The following is an 18,896-nucleotide window of genomic DNA, read 5'->3' on the forward strand; positions in this document are numbered from 1 at the left end:
GCAATTCTTTAACCATTTCCTGTCTTTTTGTCTGTAGGACATTTTTTGGAGACTTCATCATCTTACTGGTTTGGAGGACGTATGTGCAAAAAATTCATGCTGATCGTGCTGGCGCTGGGCTGTCTGGCCGGCAACGCCCTGGCCAAGGACGTCGTGTTTGCCGTGGATGCCACCTATCCGCCCATGGAAATGATCGACGGAAACAAGAACATCGTCGGTTTCTGCCCGGAGTTGGTCATGGCCATCGGCAAGGCCGCCGGCTTCACGCCAGTGCTCAAGAACACCGCCTGGGATGGAATTTTCGCGGGTCTGTCCTCGGGTAAGTACGACGCCATCGCCTCTTCGGTTTCCATCACTCCGGAGCGCAAGCAGACCATGGATTTCACGGACCCCTACTTCGAGGTCCAGCAAGGCGTGGTCGTGCCCAAGGGCGTGGCCGTGAACGCCCTGACCGATCTGTCCGGCAAGAAAGTTGCCTCGCAGATGGGTACAACCGGTTATTTTCTCTGCAAAAAGATCGAAGGCGCCCAGGCCAAGCCGTATGACGAAATTGGTCTGGCCATGGAAGACCTATACAATGGCCGTGTCGATGCCGTCATCGCCGACGCTCCCGTTGCTTCCGACTATGCCTTGCAGAACGAGCAGTATTCCAAAAAATTGACTTTGGCCTTCATGGTCCCGTCCGAAACTCCCGAGTATCTGGGATTTGCCGTGAACAAGGGCAACACCGAAATCGCCGAACTGATCAACAAGGGCCTGGCCGGAATCAAGGCCAATGGCGAATACGACGTCATTTACAATAAATGGTTCGGAACCAAAAAATAACCAGTCATAACCATGAGCCGGGGTGTCAAAAGCCCCGGTTTTATTTTTTCACGCGACCATCACAAGGCCAGCCATGACCCAAAAAATTTCCAAAAAAGAAGTCAAGATCGATATTGGCGACGGCGCCGCCATCCCGCTCAAAAAGGATTCCGGACTGTTCAACGCCTGGTGGCTGACATTCTTCGGCGCCATCGCGATCATTGTTTATCTGTGCACGACCAGACCCGAGCCATATTGGCGCATCCTGACCTTTCTCCCCGATGGGGTCCTGGTCACCTTTCAGGTCACGGTCCTGTCCATTCTCCTGTCCCTGGTGCTGGGGCTCATCACCGGCCTTGGCCGGCTGTCCCGCAACAGGGTCATCAACCTGATCGCCTCGACCTATGTGGAAGTGATCCGGGGAATCCCCCTCCTGGTGCAGCTTTTCTATATTTATTATGCCCTGGGCCGGATGGATATTTTCAAGAATCTTCCCCCCCTGGCCGCGGCGGTCATCGCCATGGGCATTTGTTACGGGGCCTACATGGGCGAAGTTTTTCGGGCGGGCATCGACTCCATCGACAAGGGGCAGGCCGAAGCCGCGCGTTCCCTGGGGTTCAATCGGACCCAGACCATGCTGTTGGTCATCCTGCCCCAGGCCTGGCGAACCATCCTGCCCCCCGTGGGCAACGAATTCATCGCCTTGCTCAAGGACAGCTCCCTGGTGTCCATTCTGGCGGTCTCGGATCTGCTCCGCCGGGGGCGCGAATTCGCCAGCGAGTCCTTTCTTTATTTCGAGGCCTACACCATGGTGGCCCTGGTTTATCTGGTCATCACGCTTTTCCTGTCCAAGGCTGTCAGCCGAATGGAGCATAGGTTGAATTATTATGAGCGCGACTAATCCCATTATCGAAATCAAGAACGTCTACAAATTCTACGGTCAGCTGCAGGCCCTCAACGACGTCAGCCTGAGCATCGAGCCCGGGGAAAAGGTGGTTATCATTGGTCCCAGCGGCTCGGGCAAATCCACCTTGTTGCGCTCCATCAACCGTCTGGAAACCATCGACAGCGGGTCGATCGTCGTTGACGGCCAGGACGTGAATTCTCCCGACAACAACATCAATGTCATCCGCCAGGAACTGGGCATGGTTTTTCAGAGCTTCAACCTTTTTCCGCACAAGACCGTGCTCGGCAACCTGACCATGGCTCCGATGAAACTCAAAAAAGTGCCGGAGTTGGAAGCCAAGAAACAGGCCCTGAATCTCCTGGCCAAGGTTGGCATCCGGGACAAGGCCGAAGTTTACCCGTCCATGCTCTCCGGCGGGCAACAACAGCGCGTGGCCATTGCCCGGGCCTTGGCCATGAACCCGAAAATCATGCTTTTCGACGAGCCGACCTCGGCCCTTGATCCGGAAATGATCGGCGAGGTGCTGGACGTCATGGTCACGCTGGCCAGGGAAGGCATGACCATGGTCGTCGTCACCCACGAGATGGGTTTTGCCCGCGAGGTGGCGGACAGGGTTATTTTCATGGATCATGGCCAGATCGTGGAAACGGGCTCGCCCGAACATTTCTTCACCAATCCCGAACAACCGCGCACCCAGAAATTCCTGAGCCAGATTTTGTAGGACATCACCATGAAAACCATCCACGCCCCCTGGCGCATTGAGTACATTCTTGGTCCCAAGCCCGATTCCTGCGTCTTTTGCCTCCCCGATTCAACCGAAGGCGACGAGGAGCGTTTTGTCTTGCACCGGGCCGCGCATTGTTTTGTCATCATGAACATCTACCCCTACAGCAATGGCCATTTGATGGTTACCCCGTATCGACACGTCAGTCATATCACCGAATTGACCGCGACAGAAAGTCACGAGATCATGGACTATGTACAAAAGTCCGCTTTTATCCTAGAGCAGGCCTTCAAGCCACATGGGATAAACATCGGGATCAATATCGGCGAGGCTGCGGGCGCGGGCATCCGGGAACACCTTCATGTCCATCTTGTGCCCCGTTGGAATGGGGACCATTCCTTCATGGCGGTCATGTCCGAAACCAATGTCATTCCCGAGCACCTGCGCTCCACATACGGGCGCTTAAAGCCTTTTTTCAATAATCTTCAACGGTAGAGGTGATACGGATGCGTTATCTCAAGGTGTTGGGTCTGGTTGCCCTCTTTTTCTTCTCGATGCTCTTCTTCGTGCAGAATAACGCGACGCTGGTCCAGGAGCTGGCCCTGCAGCTCAAGGTCTTTGGGTGGCACTATCAGACTGAATCCGTGCCCTTTTATTTGCTTATCCTGCTGTCCTTCGTCGTGGGCGCCCTGCTTTGTACGCTGTATTTTTTTCTGGAGCGGATACGCTTGTCCAAGCACTGCAAACAGTACAAAAAGGACATCGACGCTCTGGAGCGCGAACTGGCCTCCTTGCGTCCAAGTCCGGTGGAAGAACCCTACGTGGCTCCGGAAGCAACCGAAAACGTTCAGAACTAACTCCCTCCGCATTTCGTGTGATCCGTCGTTGCGTCCCCCGGCGAACCGCCTCGGGACGCACTTTTTTTCACCCTTGCCCCCCGAATCAAAATGACCACCTTGCACTCGTCCTTGTTGGCTACTTCCCGAAGCTGGCTCGTAACCGGCGTGGCCGGTTTCATTGGCTCCAACCTGCTTGAAACCCTGCTTGCCCACGACCAGCATGTCACCGGGCTGGATAATTTTTCCACCGGCCATCGCCACAACCTGGAAGAAGTCCGCGCCACGGTGAGCGACGCGCAATGGTCCCGTTTCCACTTTATCGAAGGCGACATCCGCGATCTGGACACCTGTCACCGGGCGTGCACCGACGTGGACGTGGTGCTGCATCAGGCCGCCCTGGGCTCGGTGCCACGTTCCATCACCGATCCCCTGACCACCAACGCAACCAATATCACCGGGTTCCTGAACATGCTGGTCGCGGCCCGGGATCGGGGCGTGCGCCGCTTTGTCTACGCCGCTTCCAGCTCCACCTATGGCGATCATCCCGACCTGCCCAAGGTCGAGGACGTCATCGGACAGCCCCTGTCTCCGTACGCCGTGACCAAATATGTCAATGAATTGTATGCCTCGGTTTTTCTGCGCACCTACGGCCTGGAATCCGTGGGGCTGCGGTATTTCAACGTCTTCGGCCAGCGTCAGGACCCGGAAGGAGCCTACGCGGCCGTGATCCCGAAATGGTTCGCCGGGCTCATGCGCGGCGAGACGGTCTGGATCAATGGAGACGGAGAAACCAGTCGTGACTTCTGTTTCATCGAGAATTGCGTCCAGGCCAATATCCTGGCAGCGTGCAGCCAGCGGCCGGAAATAGCCGGCCAAGTGTTCAATGTGGCCTGTGGCGAGCGGACCTCGCTGACGGATCTTTTTTTCCTGATCCGCGCCGAAGCCGCCAAGCATGCTCCGGGCTGCGCGGACATGCGACCAACATACCGGGACTTCAGACCAGGAGATGTCCGACATTCCCTGGCCGACATCTCGAAAATTCGCGATCTGCTCGGCTACGAGCCGACTCGGGACGTCCGCGCCGGCTTGTCCCTGGCCGGTCCCTGGTATGCGCGGCACCTTGTCTAAAACAGGATTTCGACGCTCCATCCGTCTCCATCGGAGGATGTATTACCCGTGCGTTGGCTGACCTCGATTTTTGCCTCCAAGGGCCACGACCATCCACCGGCCTCGACCGGACAGCCGCATCCCGCCCAGGATGCCCTGGCCGCGATCGAGGAATTGACCCGAGCCATCCGGCACAATCCCGAGGCCGTGGAACTCTGTTCCGCCCTGGGCAACCTCTATCGTCTACGGGGAGACTTGGACCGGGCCATCCAGGTGCGCTCGTCCCTGGCGAACCGTCCCCATTTATCGGTTCAAGACCAGGGCTGTATTTTTTTCGAACTTGGTCGGGATTATTCCCGGGCGGGCCTTCTGGACCGTGCCCAGGACGCGCTGTTCAAGGCCCGGCAGCTGGGCGGTCCATCCTCGTCCCTGGATCGGGAATTGGCCGACCTCTTCGCCAAGGGTGGTCAATTCCTGGAAGCCAGCCGGCAGTATAAATATGTCGGCGCCATTCCCCAGGCCGCGCATTACCTGGTCCGGGCCGCCTGTTCCCGCTATGGATTCGTCGATCGGGGACTTCTCCGGGAGGCCTTGGACCTTTACCCGCCGTCGCCCGAAGCCTGGCTGGAAACCATCGGTCTGATGGTTCGTGGCGGCAGCTGGGAGCAGTTGCTGGCGCTCATTGGACACGGACTGACCGCCGTGGCGCCGGACCTGGGATTTTTGCTGTTGGAACCATTGCTCGACCATGAAACATGGGATGCGCCCATGCCGCCCAAGGACTGGTTTGCCGGGCTGGCGCGCATGATTCATGATCAACCGCCGAATCTGGCCCTGATCCATTCCACGGGCCGGTTGCTGCGGGCCCACGGGTTCGTGGCCGAGGCCACGACATGGCAAGAAAAGGCGCTTTTGCTCAATCCCGCTTTTTGGCCGGCCCGACTCGAACTTTTGACCTTGTCCATGCCGGACCAGCACTTGACACCGGTTTTCGCCATGCAGCTCGAAATCCTTCTGGAGCGAGGCCGACAGGTGAAGCGCTTCGCCTGCGCCCAATGCGGCCTCAAACGCCGGGATATTTTTTTCTGCTGTCCCAAATGCCTGGCCTGGCATTCCATCTCCTTCCGCAAGATTTTAAGCGATTAGCCATGAACACTGTCAAACTCACGCCCATGATGGAGCAGTATCTGCGGGTCAAGGAAGAGTACCCGGGAACCCTGGTTTTTTTCCGCATGGGAGATTTTTTCGAATTGTTTTTCGATGACGCCGAAATCGCGGCCCGCGAACTGCAAATCACCCTGACCAGCCGCAATCCGGGCGCGGACAACCCCGTACCCATGTGCGGCATGCCCCATCATGCCATCGACGAGTACCTGCGCCAACTTCTGGACAAAGGGTACAAGGTGGCCCTTTGCGACCAAGTCGAGGATCCCAAGCAGGCCAAGGGCTTGGTCCGGCGCGAAGTCACCCGCGTGCTCACTCCGGGCACGGTGGTGGAAGACATCAATCTGGACGCCAAGGGGCACAATTTTTTGGGCGCCCTGTTTTGGGATCCGGACCTGGGCGGAGGCCTGGCCTGGGTCGATTTTTCGACCGGAACCTGGTCCGGCCTGCAAACCAAAACCGAGACTGTCCTGTGGCAATGGCTGGCCAAGATGGATCCGCGCGAGGTGTTGCTGGCCGAGGACCAGACGTTGCCGGCTGACTTTGCGGGCTGGAAAAAACGGATCACGCGGTACCCGCGCGCGACGTATTTCGAACCGCGTGGCGCGGAAGAAAGAATTCTACGTGCCCAGCGGGTTGCTTCGCTGGCCACCCTGGATTTGGATGACAAGCCCGCCCTGGTTCGGTGTTGCGGAGCCCTGCTGGCCTATTTGGAACTGACCCAGAAGCGGGACCTGGATCACCTCTGCCCTTTTGAACCCCTGAATTTGTCGTCGACCTTGCTTCTGGACGAAGTCACGGAACGAAATCTTGAATTGTTCCGCGCCATGGATGGCACCAAGGGACGGGGCACGCTCTGGCAGGTGCTGGACCAGACCCAGACACCCATGGGCGGACGCCTGCTGGAGACCCGTCTGCGCCAGCCTTTCAAGAGCCTGGACCGAATCATGGCCGTCCAGGAGGCAGTGGCCCTTTTTGCGCGCCAGGACACGCCTCGCGAGGGACTGCGTCAGCTTCTGGATCACGTCTATGATCTGGAACGGTTGTGCACCCGGATCTTTGTCAATCGGTGCACTCCCAAGGATTTTTCGGCCTTGGGCGCGTCCCTGGCGGTTCTGCCGCGCCTGCGTGTTTTTCTGGACGGACTGGATTCGCTCCCGCCGCTTCTTGCTGGATTGCGAGCCCGATGGGACGATCTTGACGATGTCCACGCCCTGCTACGCCGTGCCCTGAACGATACCCTGCCACCGGTCATCACCGAGGGCGGTCTCTTTCGTCCTGGCCACGACGCCGCCCTCGATGAATTGATGGAGCTGACCGACCATGGCGAGGCTGCTCTCGAATCCATGTTGGAGCGGGAACGCGAGGCCTGTGCCCTCCCCAAGCTCAAACTCGGGTTTACCAAGGCCTTCGGCTATTACTTCGAATTGACCAGGGCGCGGAACGCCGATCCCCCGGCCCACTTCATCCGCCGCCAGACCCTGGTCAATGCCGAGCGCTATGTCACCGAGGAACTCAAGAGCCTCGAAGAGCGGTTGCTGAGTGCCTCCGATCGTCGCAAAGCCCGTGAGTACGAGCTGTTTCTGGCCCTGCGCGAGGAGGTGGCGACGCACCGAACCCGATTCATGGGCATGGCCGCGATCCTGGCGGAACTCGATTTCGTCCAGGGCCTGGGACACGCCGCCCGCAAATGGGGATGGTGTCGTCCGGAACTCCATGACGGCCTGGAAATCATCATCAAGGACGGCCGCCATCCGGTCGTCGAGGCCGTGCAGGGGCGCTCCGGCTATATCCCCAATGATTTGACCCTGGACGATCAGGGCCGCATCCTGCTTATCACCGGCCCGAACATGGCCGGAAAGTCCACGATTCTGCGCCAGGTGGCCCTGATGTGCATCCTCGGGCAGATGGGGGGATTCGTGCCCGCGTCGTCGGCCCGGATCGGCCTGTGCGATCGGATTTTTTCACGGGTCGGGGCCTCGGACAACTTGGCCATGGGGCAATCGACGTTCATGGTCGAAATGAGTGAAACAGCGCGCATTTTGCGGCAAGCCGGCAAACGCTCCCTGGTGATCCTGGACGAGATCGGCCGCGGCACCAGCACCTTCGACGGCCTGTCCCTGGCCTGGGCCGTGGCCGAGGATTTGTCCAAGCGACACGGCGGGATCCGTACCCTGTTCGCCACGCATTACCACGAACTGACGGTGCTCGCGGAGCGTCTGCCCAACGTGCGCAACTTCAATATCGCCATCAAGGAATGGAAGGGCGACATCGTTTTTCTCCGACGTCTGGTTCCAGGCCCAGCCGACCGCAGCTACGGCATCGAGGTGGCCCGCCTGGCCGGCGTTCCGGCCCCGGTCGTGGCCAGGGCCAAGGACATCCTGGCCGTCCTGGAGAAACATGCCCCCGGCGGAAGGCAACGACGCGAGATTATCAGTCAGCAGATCGCCTTCCCCGGCTTGGCTCCGGTCGCGGCGACCCGGGAAAAGACGATCGAGCATCCGGTCCTGGCCGCCCTTGCGTCCCTCAACGTCAACGAACTCTCCCCGCTGGAAGCCTTGACCGTGCTCCACGAGTGGAAAGCCCTGGCAGGACAATCATGAAACAAATCATACTTTTTGTTCTTTTTTTGGCGCTTATGGCTTGTGGCAAGAAGGAATGGCCCCAGCCCATCGCGACCGAGGAAGCGATATTCATCGACCATATCGACGCGCGCCTGGACGGAAATTGCCTACTCATCAACGCCAAGGTGGGCGGGAAGTTGCACAATCTGGAGTTTTTCATGGTCGAGGTGGAAGAAAATGGCTGCCCGACCTGTCCCTTCCGCGCGACTTTTGTTCAAAAAATCTATCCCTACGGATCCGGGGTCCGGCAGCGCGAAAACAGCTATGTCATCACCCTGTGCCAATCCTTTGGCAGTCCCAACCTTCGAATCCGGTTGAAAGCCGAAAACACTCTCTCTATAATCGATCCCGCCATCTCGGACGTCGTTACCCTTGACGCTCCCTCTCAATAACCCCTTGCAAGGAGAATGTATGCACTACTTTCAATATAAAGACGGCCAGCTCCATGCCGAAGACATTCCTGTCGCCGATCTGGTGGAGGAATACGGGACGCCGTTGTACATTTATTCGGCATCAACCCTGAAACGGCATTACAAGGCGTTTGATTCGGCCTTCGAGGGCGTCGCGCATCTGACCTGCTACTCGGTCAAGGCCAATTCCAACATGAGCGTCTTGAAAATCCTGGCCGCCGAAGGCGCTGGCACGGACATTGTTTCTGGTGGCGAATTGTTCCGAGCCTTGCGCGCTGGCGTCAATCCCAAGAAAATCGTCTATTCGGGCGTGGGGAAAACGGCGGGTGAAATCCGCGAAGCCCTGTTCGCCGGCATCCTGATGTTCAACGTCGAGTCCACCCAGGAACTGGAACGGATCAATTCGGTCGCCGGCGATCTTGGCATGGTGGCCAAGATCAGTCTGCGCATCAATCCGGATGTCGATCCCAAGACGCATCCGTATATTTCCACGGGCATGAAAGAGAACAAGTTCGGGCTGTCCAGGGCCGAAGCGCTTTCCACCTATGCCCTGGCCAAGAATCTGCCCCATGTCGATCCCATCGGCATGGATTGCCACATCGGTTCCCAGCTGACCACGCTCGCTCCGTTTCTGGAAGCCCTGGAAAAACTGAAGACGTTTTATCTTCAGCTCAAGGACATGGGCGTGACCATTCAATACATGGACTTGGGCGGCGGGCTTGGCATCACCTACAACGAGGAGGAACCGCCTCATCCCAGGGAGCTGGGGCAAGCCCTGGTCGAGGCGCTCAAGGGCTTCGACGTGACCCTTATCCTGGAGCCCGGCCGCGTCATCGCGGGCAATACTGGCATCCTGGTGACCGAGGTGCAGTACACCAAGCACAACGAGGGCAAAAACTTCGTCATCGTCGACGCGGCCATGAACGATCTGGTCCGGCCATCCCTGTACGGTTCCTACCACCGCATCGCGCCGGTGCGCGAAGTCAGCGGCGAGGAAACGATCGTGGACGTGGTCGGGCCGATTTGCGAATCCAGTGATTTCCTGGCCAAGGACCGCGCCCTGCCCAAGGTTGCCCAGGGAGACCTGCTGGCCGCCTTTTCCGCCGGCGCCTACGGATTCGCCATGTCCTCCCAGTACAATTCCAGGGCTCGCGCCGCGGAAATCATGGTCCAGGGGGGCAAGCACGTGGTCATCCGCAAGCGGGAAGTCTATAATGACCTCGTGTCGTTGGAAGAGGAAGGATTGGCCATGGTGGACGAGCTGGGCCGGTAACTCCTGGTCCGGGCACTCACCCTGGAAGTCAAAACGCATGGTCCCGGTGGACCATGCGTTTTTTTGCGTGGTGATATTTCCAGGAGGCGCCGTCCGACAGCGTATACGAGGGACGCGTTTAGTTGCCGGAAGCGAAACGGCGCATTTCTTCCAGGGTGTCGGCGCAGGCTTCGCGGATGGCTTCGAGCTTTTGGGCCACCGCCGCGCTGTCGGATGCCTTGGCGGCCTGCTCCAACGCAATGGCTAGCTGGCACATGCGCGCCGCGCCCACTGTCGCCGAGGCGCCTTTCAACGAGTGCGCCAGGCGCCCGACAAGGACGTAGTCGGTTTCAGCCGCCGATTGCGCGATATTTTCGAGCTTTTTGGGAGCATCTGTTTGGTACAGGGCAAAAAGATTGACCAGAAGCTCCTTGTCCCCGGACATGCGTTCCAAGGTTTCCTCGATGGCGAGCACGGGTTCGGCAGACACAATCATTCTCCTCGGTTACGTGTTTCACGATCATCCTTTCCTGTATGTTGTTTCATTTCATCTGCAAAGAGCTTTTATCGGGCCGATGTTCTCCTTGCCTCGGTGAAACAATCTTTGTAGGCTCGCCTAACTCAATCACCCCAACCGGTTTATGTATCATGAAACATATGTCATCCAATCTCGAAGATTACCTTGAGGTAATCTTCAACCTGGAGTCGCAGCATTCCGAGGCCAGGGCCAAGGATATCGCCGACGCCCTGGGCGTTCAACGCGCTTCGGTCACCAATGCCCTGCAAAAACTTTCCCAACGCGGACTCATCAATTACGAGCCATACAGTTCGGTCACCCTAACCCCGGAAGGATTTCGGACAGCCAGCCAAATCGTGCACCGACACAAGGTGCTTTTTGAATTCCTGAACAGATTTCTGCGTATCCGCCCGGAGTTGGCCTCCGAAACGGCCTGCAAACTGGAACACGGCATCGATGACGAAAGCCTGGACGCCTTGATCAAATTTATCCGGTTCATCATGACCTGTCCGCGCACGGGCAAGGACTGGCTGGAGGCCTTCAGTCATGACTGCAACGAGCACGGCACCTGCGCCAACTGCACGGAGTGCATTCGGGCCTGCCTGGAACGCCAGGACGCAAAATGCACCAAGAATTCCTGAGAGCTGGCGCCTTTCGTCACGCGCCATGGGGTTGGCCGCGCGATTGCCAAGAGGTGTCAGCGGCTTGACAAATTAGACAGGCGAAATAATTATCAACTTCAGACAATTCCGCAAACCCGTACAGCAAGGAACACCAGTGGCCCTCATCGTGAATCTACGTGCCATGCAGGTTGACCAAAGCGGCATCATCAAGAGCGTCAGCGCCCAGGGCGAACTTGGCCGCCGCATCCGGGACATGGGGCTTGTTCCCGGCTCCACGATAACCGTCATCGGCCGGGCTCCCCTCAAGGATCCCGTGGCGCTGCGTTTGAAAGGTTTTACCCTGACCCTGCGCAATAGCGAGGCGGATTTCATAACCGTCGAACTTCCGGACGTGCCCCTTGGCTAAAATTTTTCGCACATTTGCCCTGGCTGGCAACCCCAACGCGGGCAAGACCACCCTTTTCAACGCCCTGACCGGCTCCCGGCAACACGTTGGCAATTATCCGGGTATCACCGTCGAACAAAAAGAGGGCTTCGTGGATACGCGCCATGGCACGGTCCGTGTCGTGGATCTTCCCGGAACCTATTCCCTGACCGCCTATTCCGAGGAAGAATTGGTGGCTCGCAACATGCTCATCCAGGAGCGGCCAGCCGGAGTCATCAACGTCCTCGACGCCACCAGCCTTGAGCGCAATCTGTACCTGACCGTCCAGTTTCTGGAGCTGGGCATTCCCGTCACGATCGTGCTGAACATGGTCGATGCCCTGGCCGACAAGGGGATCAGCATCGATACCTCCCGTCTGTCCGAGCTCATGCGGCTGCCCGTGGTCGAGACCGTGGCCCGTACCGGCCAGGGGGTCCGCGAGGCCCTGGACGCGGCCCTGACCCACGAACAGAAGGAATGGATCCCGCTGCACATCTCCTATGGCCCGGATCTGGATCCGGTCATCCAGAAAATAACCCAGTTGATCGAAGCTCGGGATTTTCATCCCCAGGACTGTCCCGCGCGCTGGCTGGCCATTAAATTTCTCGAAAACGACACTGTCATCCGCCAACTCTTCGAACAAGATCATGACCTGCACCGCCAGGTCCGCGACATGGCCGACGAAGTCGCCAAGCACTGCGACAAAACCCTCAATACCCAACCTGAATTTTTGATCGCGGATTATCGCTACGGCTATATTTCTTCCATTCTGCGCCAGGGCGTGCTGACCATCCTGCCGGACCTCTACAACCGCGCCAATGTTTCGGATAAAATCGACGCGGTCCTGACCCACCGTCTGGCCGGCCCCATGATCATGCTCGGTATTCTGTATGGCCTGTTCAGTTTCACCTTCGCCGTGGGAGAGGTTCCCATGGGCTGGATGGAGATGTTTTTTTCCTGGCTCGCGGAAACAGTCACGGCCCTTTTGCCCGAGGGGCTGTTTAGATCCATGATCGTGGACGGTGTCATCGCCGGAGTCGGCGGCATTTTGGGCTTTGTCCCGCTGATCCTGATCATGTTCATGGGCATCACCTTTCTGGAAGATTCGGGCTACATGGCGCGCATGGCCTATATGCTGGACCGTGTCTTCCGTGTGTTTGGCCTGCATGGCAGCTCCGTCGTGCCGTTCATCATTTCCGGCGGCATTCCTGGCGGCTGCGCCGTCCCCGGGGTCATGGCCGCGCGGACGTTGCGCAGTCCCAAGGAAAAATTGGCGACCATCCTCACCGCGCCCTTCATGGCCTGTGGCGCCAAGGTGCCGGTTTTTATCCTGCTCGCGGCGGCCTTTTTCCCGAATCATGGCGCCTCGGTCATGTTTCTGATCACCCTGGCGGGCTGGGCTTCGGCCCTGGTCGTGGCCCGCTTCCTCAGATCCACGATCATTCGTGGCCCCTCGACCCCGTTTGTGATGGAACTTCCTCCGTACCGTGTCCCCACCTTGGCGGGAATGATTCTGCACACCTGGGAACGCGGCTGGCAGTACATCAAAAAGGCGGGCACGGTGATCTTGGCTATTTCCATCCTGATTTGGGCCATGATGACCTTTCCCACCCTGCCCGACGCCATGAAATTCGAAGCTGAAAAACGCATCGAGACCCTGAATGCCCAACTCCAGGCCGCGACCAACCGGGCGGAAGCCGACACCCTGGCGGCCCAAATCCGCGATCTGGATTCAAGCATCAAGGAGCAAGAGCTCACCTACTCCCTGGCGGGCCGGATTGGACAAGCCATTGAGCCCGTGACCATGTGGGCCGGTTTCAGCTGGCGGACCAACATCGCCCTCTTGGGCGGAGTTGCCGCCAAGGAAGTCATCATCACCACCCTGGCCACGGCCTACGCCATGAGCGACGCCGAAGGACAGAGCTTTTCCCGACGCATGGCCACGGCTCCGGGTTGGAATCGGGCCATGGCGGTCAGTCTGATGCTGTTCGTCCTGCTCTATTCTCCCTGCTTCGTGACCGTCATCGCCATCGCCCAGGAATCCTCCTGGGGGTGGGCCGTGTTCAGTGTGTTTTTCAATACCGCCTTTGCCTTCGGCCTGGCCACGGCGGTCTATCAAGTGGGCATGAGCCTGGGGTAGCATGTTTTTCTGCAAGCACATTCCCGTGCCCGCTCACGGGCAGCGTACGTTGTGCGATCTGCGGGTGGGAGAAAAGGCCGTTGTCCGCCGCCTGAATAAAACCGAGGGATGCCATATCGGCAAGCTCACGGCCATGGGAATCACGCCAGGGACGGAAATCGAAATGCTGGCCAACGGACGTGGTCCGCTTTTGGTCATGGTTCGGTCCTCCCGCCTCTGTTTGTGCCGAAATCTGGCGCAGTCCGTCATCATCGAATGATCTCGGTCATTATCCCCGTCTATCACGAAGCCGCCCGGATCAATCATCTGCTCGCGTCCCTGCCACCCCGCCGGGACATGGAGGTTCTTGTCGTCGACGGCGCTCCGGAGCGCGACACCCTGGAGGCTCTGGAATTCCCCCATGTCCACCGTGTCGCGTCATCTCCCGGGCGCGGGACACAGCTCAATCAGGGCGCGGCCAGGGCAACGGGAGATATCTTTCTTTTTCTCCATGCCGACACGCGGTTGCCTCCCCGCGCCCTGGACCTGATCCAACGCGCCTTACGCGATCCCCGTATCAGCGGCGGCGCCTTCGGTCTGCGCTATAACTCCTCCCGTCCGGGGTCGAGCCTTATCGCCTGCCTGGCCAATATCCGCACGGCGTGGACCCGCGTGCCCTATGGTGACCAGGCGATTTTCATGCGGGCCAAGGTGTTTCGATCCCTGGGAGGGTTCGCGGATATTCCGATCATGGAGGATCTGGAATTGATGACCCGTCTGCGTCGGTCTGGCCACGGCATCCAAATTTTGCCATCGTCAGTTCTGACATCACCCAGACGCCACGACCTGGAAGGCTTGGCGCGGTGCACGGCTCGCAATTTGGCGTTGCGCCTCCTCTATCATCTGGGCCTGTCTCCCCACCGTTTGGCCAGCATCTACCGACCGCACCGGGACTAGGATGCACGTCCTGCTCTTCATCAAATATCCGTGCCCGGGGCAGGTCAAGACCAGACTGGCCAAGGATATCGGCGACGAGCACGCCCGTGGCTTGTATCGGGCGTTTGTCCGCGATGAATTGGAAACCATCCGCCGCGCCGGGCTGGAAGTCACTCTGTGCTGCGCGCCCAACGCGACCTTGTCGGCCTATCGGACGTGGCTTGGCCCACAGGGGAACTATACAACGCAACACGGCGCGGATTTGGGAGAACGCATGGCCAATGCCCTGGCCGCGACACTGGCCCTGACCTCGCCCGCCGTGCTCATTGGCGGCGATGTGCCGGATCTTCCGGTCGAGTCCCTCGTGGCGGCCCAAAACGCCTTGAACACCGAGGATATCTGCCTTGGGCCCAGTCAGGATGGCGGTTTTTATCTCCTCGGGGTGCGTGCCCCTCAACCTTTGTCGCGCATCTTTGCCAACGTTTGCTGGGGCACAAGCCAGGTCTTGGAGCGAACCCTGGACAACTGCCGGGCCCTGGGTATTTGTCCCCGCCTTGTTCCAACCTGGTCCGACGTGGATACGCTCGCGGATCTGGGCGCGTTTCTGCGTCGTGGAGTCAAAACCTGTGACGCGACAATGGCCTATGTGCGCGCTCACAATCTGGAACCACTGTCGGCGGCAACGCCTCGGTAACCATCTCGACGGAACAAAATTTCAAGGAACTTCATGAGTAACGACGTTCGACCGGTTTATTCCACGGAACACGGCTCCCTGTGCCCCGGATGTGGCAAAAATCCATGCGCGTGCCGCCCGGCGCCCTTGGTCCAGAAAGGACCGGTTCGCGTCGGGCGCGAAACAAAGGGTCGCAAGGGCGCTGGCGTGACCGTGGTTTCCGGTCTCGCCCTGCCTGAAGCGGAGCTCAAAAACCTGCTGGCGCGTTGGAAAAAACGCTTGGGCTGCGGTGGAACCTGTCGCGACGGGATGCTTGAATTCCAGGGAGAACACCGCGACGCCCTCATGGCCGAGCTGAAGGCCATGGGCATCGCGGCCAAAAAATCGGGTGGTTGATTACTGTTCGACCAAATGCAAACGGTGAGGCAGGCCGTGCTCAAAGGCCACGCCCAGTTGATAGGGAAAGCCAATGTCGCTCGGGATGGTTTGGGACCAACGAACAATCCCGGTCAGGGTGTCGGCGAATTCAAACAACAGGGCGTCATATTCCTGATCCAAAATGATGGTCACCCGCTGATTGGGGGCGAACCCCTCCTCGGACGTCACCATGACGCCGCCCTGGCTTAAATTCACAATAAACCCCCGCGACGGGTCCCGCGCATCCTCGACAGCCCCGATCAGGCAGGGCACGGCGACACCTTCTCGACTCCATTGGCGTTTGTCGGTGGTCATGATTTCTCCTGGGAAAAACTGTCGGTCGCATTTTTCGGGTCATCCGTCGCGGGCGGCTTTTCCAGACTGATGCGTCCGATTTGTCCAGCCCGCAATTCATTCAGCAAAATCCCCGCTGCTTTGTCCATATCCACGTCCCCGCCCTTGACCAGGCACCCCCGCTTTTTTCCCACGGCGGCCACCAAGAGGCTCCCGTTTTCCGGTAGGTCGGACAGTTTGTACCGAACCTGAAGCAGGGTCGGATAGTGCCGGAGCAGATAGTCCCCAACCCGGGCCGCGACCTCCGCGTTATCCATGGCTGTTTCGCGCACGGCGCCGCTCCCGGCAAGCATGAACGAGGCCTCTTCGTCCTCGATCTTGGGCCAGAGCACGCCGGGAGTGTCGTAAAGGGTGATCTCGTCGTTCAAGTGCACCCGTTTCTGCTTGGTGGTGATGGCGGCCTGATTGGCGGCCCGGGCGACCTTGCGTCCGACCAAGGCGTTCATGAGCGTGGACTTGCCCACATTGGGGATTCCAAGAATCAGGCAGTTCAGAGGTTGCATGATCAGGTTCCGCTTGGGCCCGATCTTGGGCAGCAGGGCAATGACGCGGCGCGTGTCCTTGGGATTGGTGGCCACTATTTCCAGGGGCACGATACCGTCTTCGCGCCGGAAAAAATTCTTCCAGGCCAGGGTCACGTCCGGATCGGCCAGGTCGCTTTTGTTGAGGAGCTTCAAACACGGTCGATCCCCACGCAATTCCCGCAACATCGGGTTTTCGCTGTACCCGGGCAGACGGGCGTCCAGGACTTCGATGACGATATCGACCTTGGCCATGACCGTGGCGATTTGCTTGCGGGCCCGGTGCATGTGTCCGGGGAACCATTGGATGGACATCTAGGCGTCCTTGTCCGGTGCTAAAAGCCCTTCCTGACGAAGCAGGGCCGTGGGATCGGGCTCGCGACCGCGAAAAAGACGAAAAATTTCCATCGGCGGACGGCTGCCGCCCAAGGAGAGGACGGTGTCCCGAAAGCGACGTCCCCAGAAGCGACGGGCGGATTCATTCTCGATTCCGGCCTCGGTGAAGGCGCTGAACGCGTCGGCGCTCAGGACCTCGGCCCATTTATAACTGTAATACCCAGCCGCGTATCCGCCATCGAAAATATGCGCGAACGAGCACAGAAAGCGGTCCTCCGGCACGGGCGGCAAGGGCTGGATTTGACGGGCGATGTCGTGATCGATTTCGATGGGATCGAGGCTTTCTGGATCCGGCGCGGTGTGCAGGGCGAGATCTGTCTTGGCCAGGGCGATCTGACGCAAGGCCGAGGACCCGGCCCGAAAGGTTCGAGCACCAAGAAGCGTGTCCAGCATCGACTCGGGCATGGACTCGCCGGTTTGATAATGCCGGGCGAGACTGGCGAGGATTTCACGTTGATAGCACCAATTTTCCATGAATTGGCTGGGCAGTTCCACCGCGTCCCAGTCGACATGGTTGATGCCCGCGACAAATCCATGTTTCACCGTGGTCAGCATATGTTGCAGCGCGTGCCCGAACTCATGGAAAAGCGTCGTCACTTCCTGAAAACTCATGAGCGACGGCGCGTCATCCAAGGGCGGCCGTTGATTGCAATTGATATAGGCAATGGGCCGGCGCCGGTCTTGCCCCGCCGGGGCGCAGGCCACGCTGCTGGATGTCAATTCATCCATCCAGGCTCCACCACGTTTTTCCTCGGGGCGGGCATACGGGTCCAGATAGAATCCGGCCACGGCCTGCTTGTCCGCGTCCAGCACTTCAAAATACCGGACATCGGGACGCCAGACCGGTTGCTCCGCCGGTTCGATGACAACCCCGAACACATCGCGCGCCAGGGCAAAAAGCCCCCCCAGAATGGCTGGAAGCGGGAAAAATGGCCGGACCTGTTCGTCATGCAGGCCGAAGCGTTCCTCTTTCAGGCGTTCCGCCCAAAACAAAACATCCCAGGGCTGGATGTCCTCGGCTTGTCCACGCGATCTCGCCAATTCCCCCAGCTCGATCAGGTCGTTCAGGGCATAGTCCGTGGCCGCGTCCCGGATTCGGTCCAGGAGACCCTCGATGCTGGCCACGCTGGGGGCCATTTTCCGGACCAGGCTCATGGCCGCGAAATGCTCGAATCCGAGCAATGCGGCCAGTTCACGGCGCAACACCAGAATACGGCGGATGAGCGGCAGATTGTTTGGCGCGCCGTGCGAAGCCCTGGTGACGTAGGCCTTGTACACCGTTTCGCGGAGGTCGCGGCGGTTGGCGTGGTGCATGAAGGACAAGTACGAAGGAGCATCCAGGGTGATCGTCCACGGACCGTTTTCGGCCGTTGCTTCGGGATTTCCACGGGCCACGGACATGGCGGCCGCCAGACGTCGCGATTCCTCGGGAAGGCCATCCACTTCGGATCGATCACGCAGGGTCAGGGCAAAGGCCTGGGTGCTGTCCAGGACATTGTTGGTGAAACGCGTTCCCAGCTCGGCCAGTTCCTGACTGATCTGATTGAATCGGGCCCGTTGATCCCCGTCCAGGCCCACGCCCTTCAGTTCGGCGTCACGCAGGAGGACCAGGATGGTCCGTTGCAAGGCCCGGCTATATCCGGGGAAATCATCACCGAAGCGCAGGGCCCGAAGGGCCTCGAAAATTGGACGGCTCTGCCCCAGACGATTGGCGAAGGCGATCACCTCGGGTTGCATCTGGGCATGGACAGCGCGCAATGCCGGGCTATTCATGACATTGTGCAGATGCGAGACCAAACCCCAGGCCCGAAAAACCCGGTCCGAAAGACGCTCCAGCGGCACCAAAAGTCCATGCCATGTCCGTGGCGGAGCCTCCTCCAGGGCCTTGAGCTCCTGGAGGCTGACCGACAGGGCCGCGCGCATGGCGGGGAGAACATGGTCCGGGGTGATCGCGGAAAAATCAGGATGGGTTTCCCAGTCGAGAATGGGATTGTTGCTTGGCATGGACATGATGATCCTTGAAAAAATGAATGCCTTCCCGAAGTTGAAAGCAGGGCGGGCAGGCACATGGGGCGCGGAAGAAAA

General features: G+C 59.1%; 21 protein-coding genes. 17 read left to right on the top strand and 4 right to left on the bottom strand.

Annotated elements, in window-relative coordinates; all coding sequences use genetic code 11:
- The first annotated feature begins 81 nt into the window (after nucleotides 1-81).
- The 10 genes from EOL86_00160 to lysA all read left to right on the top strand — a co-directional run bounded on the left by EOL86_00160 (nucleotide 82) and on the right by lysA (nucleotide 9,852).
- Nucleotides 82-825, top strand: coding sequence for a basic amino acid ABC transporter substrate-binding protein (locus EOL86_00160; protein ID NCD23992.1), 744 nt, complete (start codon nucleotides 82-84; stop codon nucleotides 823-825).
- A gap of 73 nt (nucleotides 826-898) precedes the next feature.
- Nucleotides 899-1,705, top strand: coding sequence for an amino acid ABC transporter permease (locus EOL86_00165; GenBank protein ID NCD23993.1), 807 nt, complete (start codon nucleotides 899-901; stop codon nucleotides 1,703-1,705).
- Nucleotides 1,689-2,432 (top strand): amino acid ABC transporter ATP-binding protein, encoded by a 744-nt coding sequence (locus tag EOL86_00170; protein NCD23994.1) that lies wholly within the window; start codon nucleotides 1,689-1,691, stop codon nucleotides 2,430-2,432. The genes EOL86_00165 and EOL86_00170 overlap by 17 nt, the downstream gene beginning before the upstream one ends.
- Nucleotides 2,433-2,441: 9 nt before the next feature.
- Nucleotides 2,442-2,930, top strand: coding sequence for an HIT domain-containing protein (locus EOL86_00175; protein ID NCD23995.1), 489 nt, complete (start codon nucleotides 2,442-2,444; stop codon nucleotides 2,928-2,930).
- A gap of 11 nt (nucleotides 2,931-2,941) precedes the next feature.
- Nucleotides 2,942-3,292 (top strand): LapA family protein, encoded by a 351-nt coding sequence (locus EOL86_00180; GenBank protein NCD23996.1) that lies wholly within the window; start codon nucleotides 2,942-2,944, stop codon nucleotides 3,290-3,292.
- A 90-nt stretch (nucleotides 3,293-3,382) separates the two neighbouring features.
- Complete coding sequence (locus EOL86_00185) at nucleotides 3,383-4,402, top strand: SDR family oxidoreductase (protein ID NCD23997.1); 1,020 nt, start codon at nucleotides 3,383-3,385, stop codon at nucleotides 4,400-4,402.
- Between the two features lie 48 nt (nucleotides 4,403-4,450).
- Nucleotides 4,451-5,527, top strand: coding sequence for a hypothetical protein (locus EOL86_00190; GenBank protein NCD23998.1), 1,077 nt, complete (start codon nucleotides 4,451-4,453; stop codon nucleotides 5,525-5,527).
- A gap of 2 nt (nucleotides 5,528-5,529) precedes the next feature.
- Complete coding sequence (gene mutS / locus EOL86_00195) at nucleotides 5,530-8,148, top strand: DNA mismatch repair protein MutS (protein ID NCD23999.1); 2,619 nt, start codon at nucleotides 5,530-5,532, stop codon at nucleotides 8,146-8,148.
- On the top strand, nucleotides 8,145-8,561 hold the full coding sequence (locus tag EOL86_00200) for a hypothetical protein (GenBank protein ID NCD24000.1): 417 nt from the start codon (nucleotides 8,145-8,147) through the stop codon (nucleotides 8,559-8,561). The genes mutS and EOL86_00200 overlap by 4 nt, the downstream gene beginning before the upstream one ends.
- 19 nt (nucleotides 8,562-8,580) lie before the next feature.
- A complete protein-coding gene (lysA, locus tag EOL86_00205; protein ID NCD24001.1) occupies nucleotides 8,581-9,852 on the top strand; it encodes a diaminopimelate decarboxylase in 1,272 nt (423 codons plus the stop codon).
- A gap of 118 nt (nucleotides 9,853-9,970) precedes the next feature.
- Here the strand turns inward: lysA and EOL86_00210 are convergent, their stop codons facing one another.
- On the bottom strand, nucleotides 9,971-10,327 hold the full coding sequence (locus EOL86_00210; GenBank protein ID NCD24002.1) for an Hpt domain-containing protein: 357 nt from the start codon (nucleotides 10,325-10,327) through the stop codon (nucleotides 9,971-9,973).
- A 152-nt stretch (nucleotides 10,328-10,479) separates the two neighbouring features.
- On the opposite strand from EOL86_00210, the gene EOL86_00215 reads away from it, so the two are divergent.
- The 7 genes from EOL86_00215 (at nucleotide 10,480) to EOL86_00245 (ending at nucleotide 15,519) form a co-directional block, all read left to right on the top strand.
- Nucleotides 10,480-10,989, top strand: a complete 510-nt coding sequence (locus tag EOL86_00215; protein NCD24003.1) for a metal-dependent transcriptional regulator — start codon at nucleotides 10,480-10,482, stop codon at nucleotides 10,987-10,989.
- A 136-nt stretch (nucleotides 10,990-11,125) separates the two neighbouring features.
- Nucleotides 11,126-11,377 carry a ferrous iron transport protein A gene (locus EOL86_00220; GenBank protein NCD24004.1) on the top strand — a complete coding sequence of 84 codons (252 nt, stop codon included), beginning with the start codon at nucleotides 11,126-11,128 and terminating at the stop codon, nucleotides 11,375-11,377.
- A 1-nt stretch (nucleotide 11,378) separates the two neighbouring features.
- Entirely contained in the window at nucleotides 11,379-13,535 is a 2,157-nt protein-coding gene (gene feoB, locus EOL86_00225; GenBank protein NCD24005.1) for a ferrous iron transport protein B, read from the top strand.
- 1 nt (nucleotide 13,536) lies between these two features.
- Nucleotides 13,537-13,794 carry a ferrous iron transport protein A gene (locus EOL86_00230; GenBank protein ID NCD24006.1) on the top strand — a complete coding sequence of 86 codons (258 nt, stop codon included), beginning with the start codon at nucleotides 13,537-13,539 and terminating at the stop codon, nucleotides 13,792-13,794.
- On the top strand, nucleotides 13,791-14,471 hold the full coding sequence (locus tag EOL86_00235) for a glycosyltransferase (GenBank protein NCD24007.1): 681 nt from the start codon (nucleotides 13,791-13,793) through the stop codon (nucleotides 14,469-14,471). The genes EOL86_00230 and EOL86_00235 overlap by 4 nt, the downstream gene beginning before the upstream one ends.
- 1 nt (nucleotide 14,472) lies before the next feature.
- Nucleotides 14,473-15,144 (top strand): glycosyltransferase, encoded by a 672-nt coding sequence (locus EOL86_00240; GenBank protein ID NCD24008.1) that lies wholly within the window; start codon nucleotides 14,473-14,475, stop codon nucleotides 15,142-15,144.
- A gap of 33 nt (nucleotides 15,145-15,177) precedes the next feature.
- The gene (locus tag EOL86_00245) at nucleotides 15,178-15,519 is read left to right on the top strand and encodes a stress response translation initiation inhibitor YciH (protein ID NCD24009.1); all 342 of its coding nucleotides are present in this window, start codon (nucleotides 15,178-15,180) and stop codon (nucleotides 15,517-15,519) included.
- Here EOL86_00245 and EOL86_00250 read toward each other — a convergent pair whose 3' ends face one another.
- From EOL86_00250 to EOL86_00260, 3 genes are read right to left on the bottom strand one after another with little or no spacing between them, the layout of a single operon-like run.
- Nucleotides 15,520-15,855, bottom strand: a complete 336-nt coding sequence (locus EOL86_00250; protein ID NCD24010.1) for a PilZ domain-containing protein — start codon at nucleotides 15,853-15,855, stop codon at nucleotides 15,520-15,522.
- Nucleotides 15,852-16,730, bottom strand: a complete 879-nt coding sequence (gene ylqF, locus EOL86_00255) for a ribosome biogenesis GTPase YlqF (protein NCD24011.1) — start codon at nucleotides 16,728-16,730, stop codon at nucleotides 15,852-15,854. The genes EOL86_00250 and ylqF overlap by 4 nt, the downstream gene beginning before the upstream one ends.
- A complete protein-coding gene (locus EOL86_00260) occupies nucleotides 16,731-18,815 on the bottom strand; it encodes a M3 family peptidase (protein ID NCD24012.1) in 2,085 nt (694 codons plus the stop codon).
- Nucleotides 18,816-18,896: the final 81 nt, after the last annotated feature.

The organism is Deltaproteobacteria bacterium (assembly GCA_009930495.1).
Classification (GTDB): Bacteria; Desulfobacterota; Desulfovibrionia; order Desulfovibrionales; family Desulfomicrobiaceae; genus Desulfomicrobium.

Bases quoted from the DNA above. Each gene is read 5' to 3' on its own strand.
- EOL86_00160 (NCD23992.1), top strand. From the start codon at position 82: ATGTGCAAAAAATTCATGCTGATCGTGCTGGCGCTGGGCTGTCTGGCC.
- EOL86_00165 (NCD23993.1), top strand. From the start codon at position 899: ATGACCCAAAAAATTTCCAAAAAAGAAGTCAAGATCGATATTGGCGAC.
- EOL86_00175 (NCD23995.1), top strand. From the start codon at position 2,442: ATGAAAACCATCCACGCCCCCTGGCGCATTGAGTACATTCTTGGTCCC.
- EOL86_00180 (NCD23996.1), top strand. From the start codon at position 2,942: ATGCGTTATCTCAAGGTGTTGGGTCTGGTTGCCCTCTTTTTCTTCTCG.
- EOL86_00185 (NCD23997.1), top strand. From the start codon at position 3,383: ATGACCACCTTGCACTCGTCCTTGTTGGCTACTTCCCGAAGCTGGCTC.
- mutS (NCD23999.1), top strand. From the start codon at position 5,530: ATGAACACTGTCAAACTCACGCCCATGATGGAGCAGTATCTGCGGGTC.
- EOL86_00200 (NCD24000.1), top strand. From the start codon at position 8,145: ATGAAACAAATCATACTTTTTGTTCTTTTTTTGGCGCTTATGGCTTGT.
- lysA (NCD24001.1), top strand. From the start codon at position 8,581: ATGCACTACTTTCAATATAAAGACGGCCAGCTCCATGCCGAAGACATT.
- EOL86_00210 (NCD24002.1), bottom strand. From the start codon at position 10,327: ATGATTGTGTCTGCCGAACCCGTGCTCGCCATCGAGGAAACCTTGGAA.
- EOL86_00215 (NCD24003.1), top strand. From the start codon at position 10,480: ATGAAACATATGTCATCCAATCTCGAAGATTACCTTGAGGTAATCTTC.
- EOL86_00230 (NCD24006.1), top strand. From the start codon at position 13,537: ATGTTTTTCTGCAAGCACATTCCCGTGCCCGCTCACGGGCAGCGTACG.
- EOL86_00235 (NCD24007.1), top strand. From the start codon at position 13,791: ATGATCTCGGTCATTATCCCCGTCTATCACGAAGCCGCCCGGATCAAT.
- EOL86_00240 (NCD24008.1), top strand. From the start codon at position 14,473: ATGCACGTCCTGCTCTTCATCAAATATCCGTGCCCGGGGCAGGTCAAG.
- EOL86_00245 (NCD24009.1), top strand. From the start codon at position 15,178: ATGAGTAACGACGTTCGACCGGTTTATTCCACGGAACACGGCTCCCTG.
- EOL86_00250 (NCD24010.1), bottom strand. From the start codon at position 15,855: ATGACCACCGACAAACGCCAATGGAGTCGAGAAGGTGTCGCCGTGCCC.
- ylqF (NCD24011.1), bottom strand. From the start codon at position 16,730: ATGTCCATCCAATGGTTCCCCGGACACATGCACCGGGCCCGCAAGCAA.
- EOL86_00260 (NCD24012.1), bottom strand. From the start codon at position 18,815: ATGCCAAGCAACAATCCCATTCTCGACTGGGAAACCCATCCTGATTTT.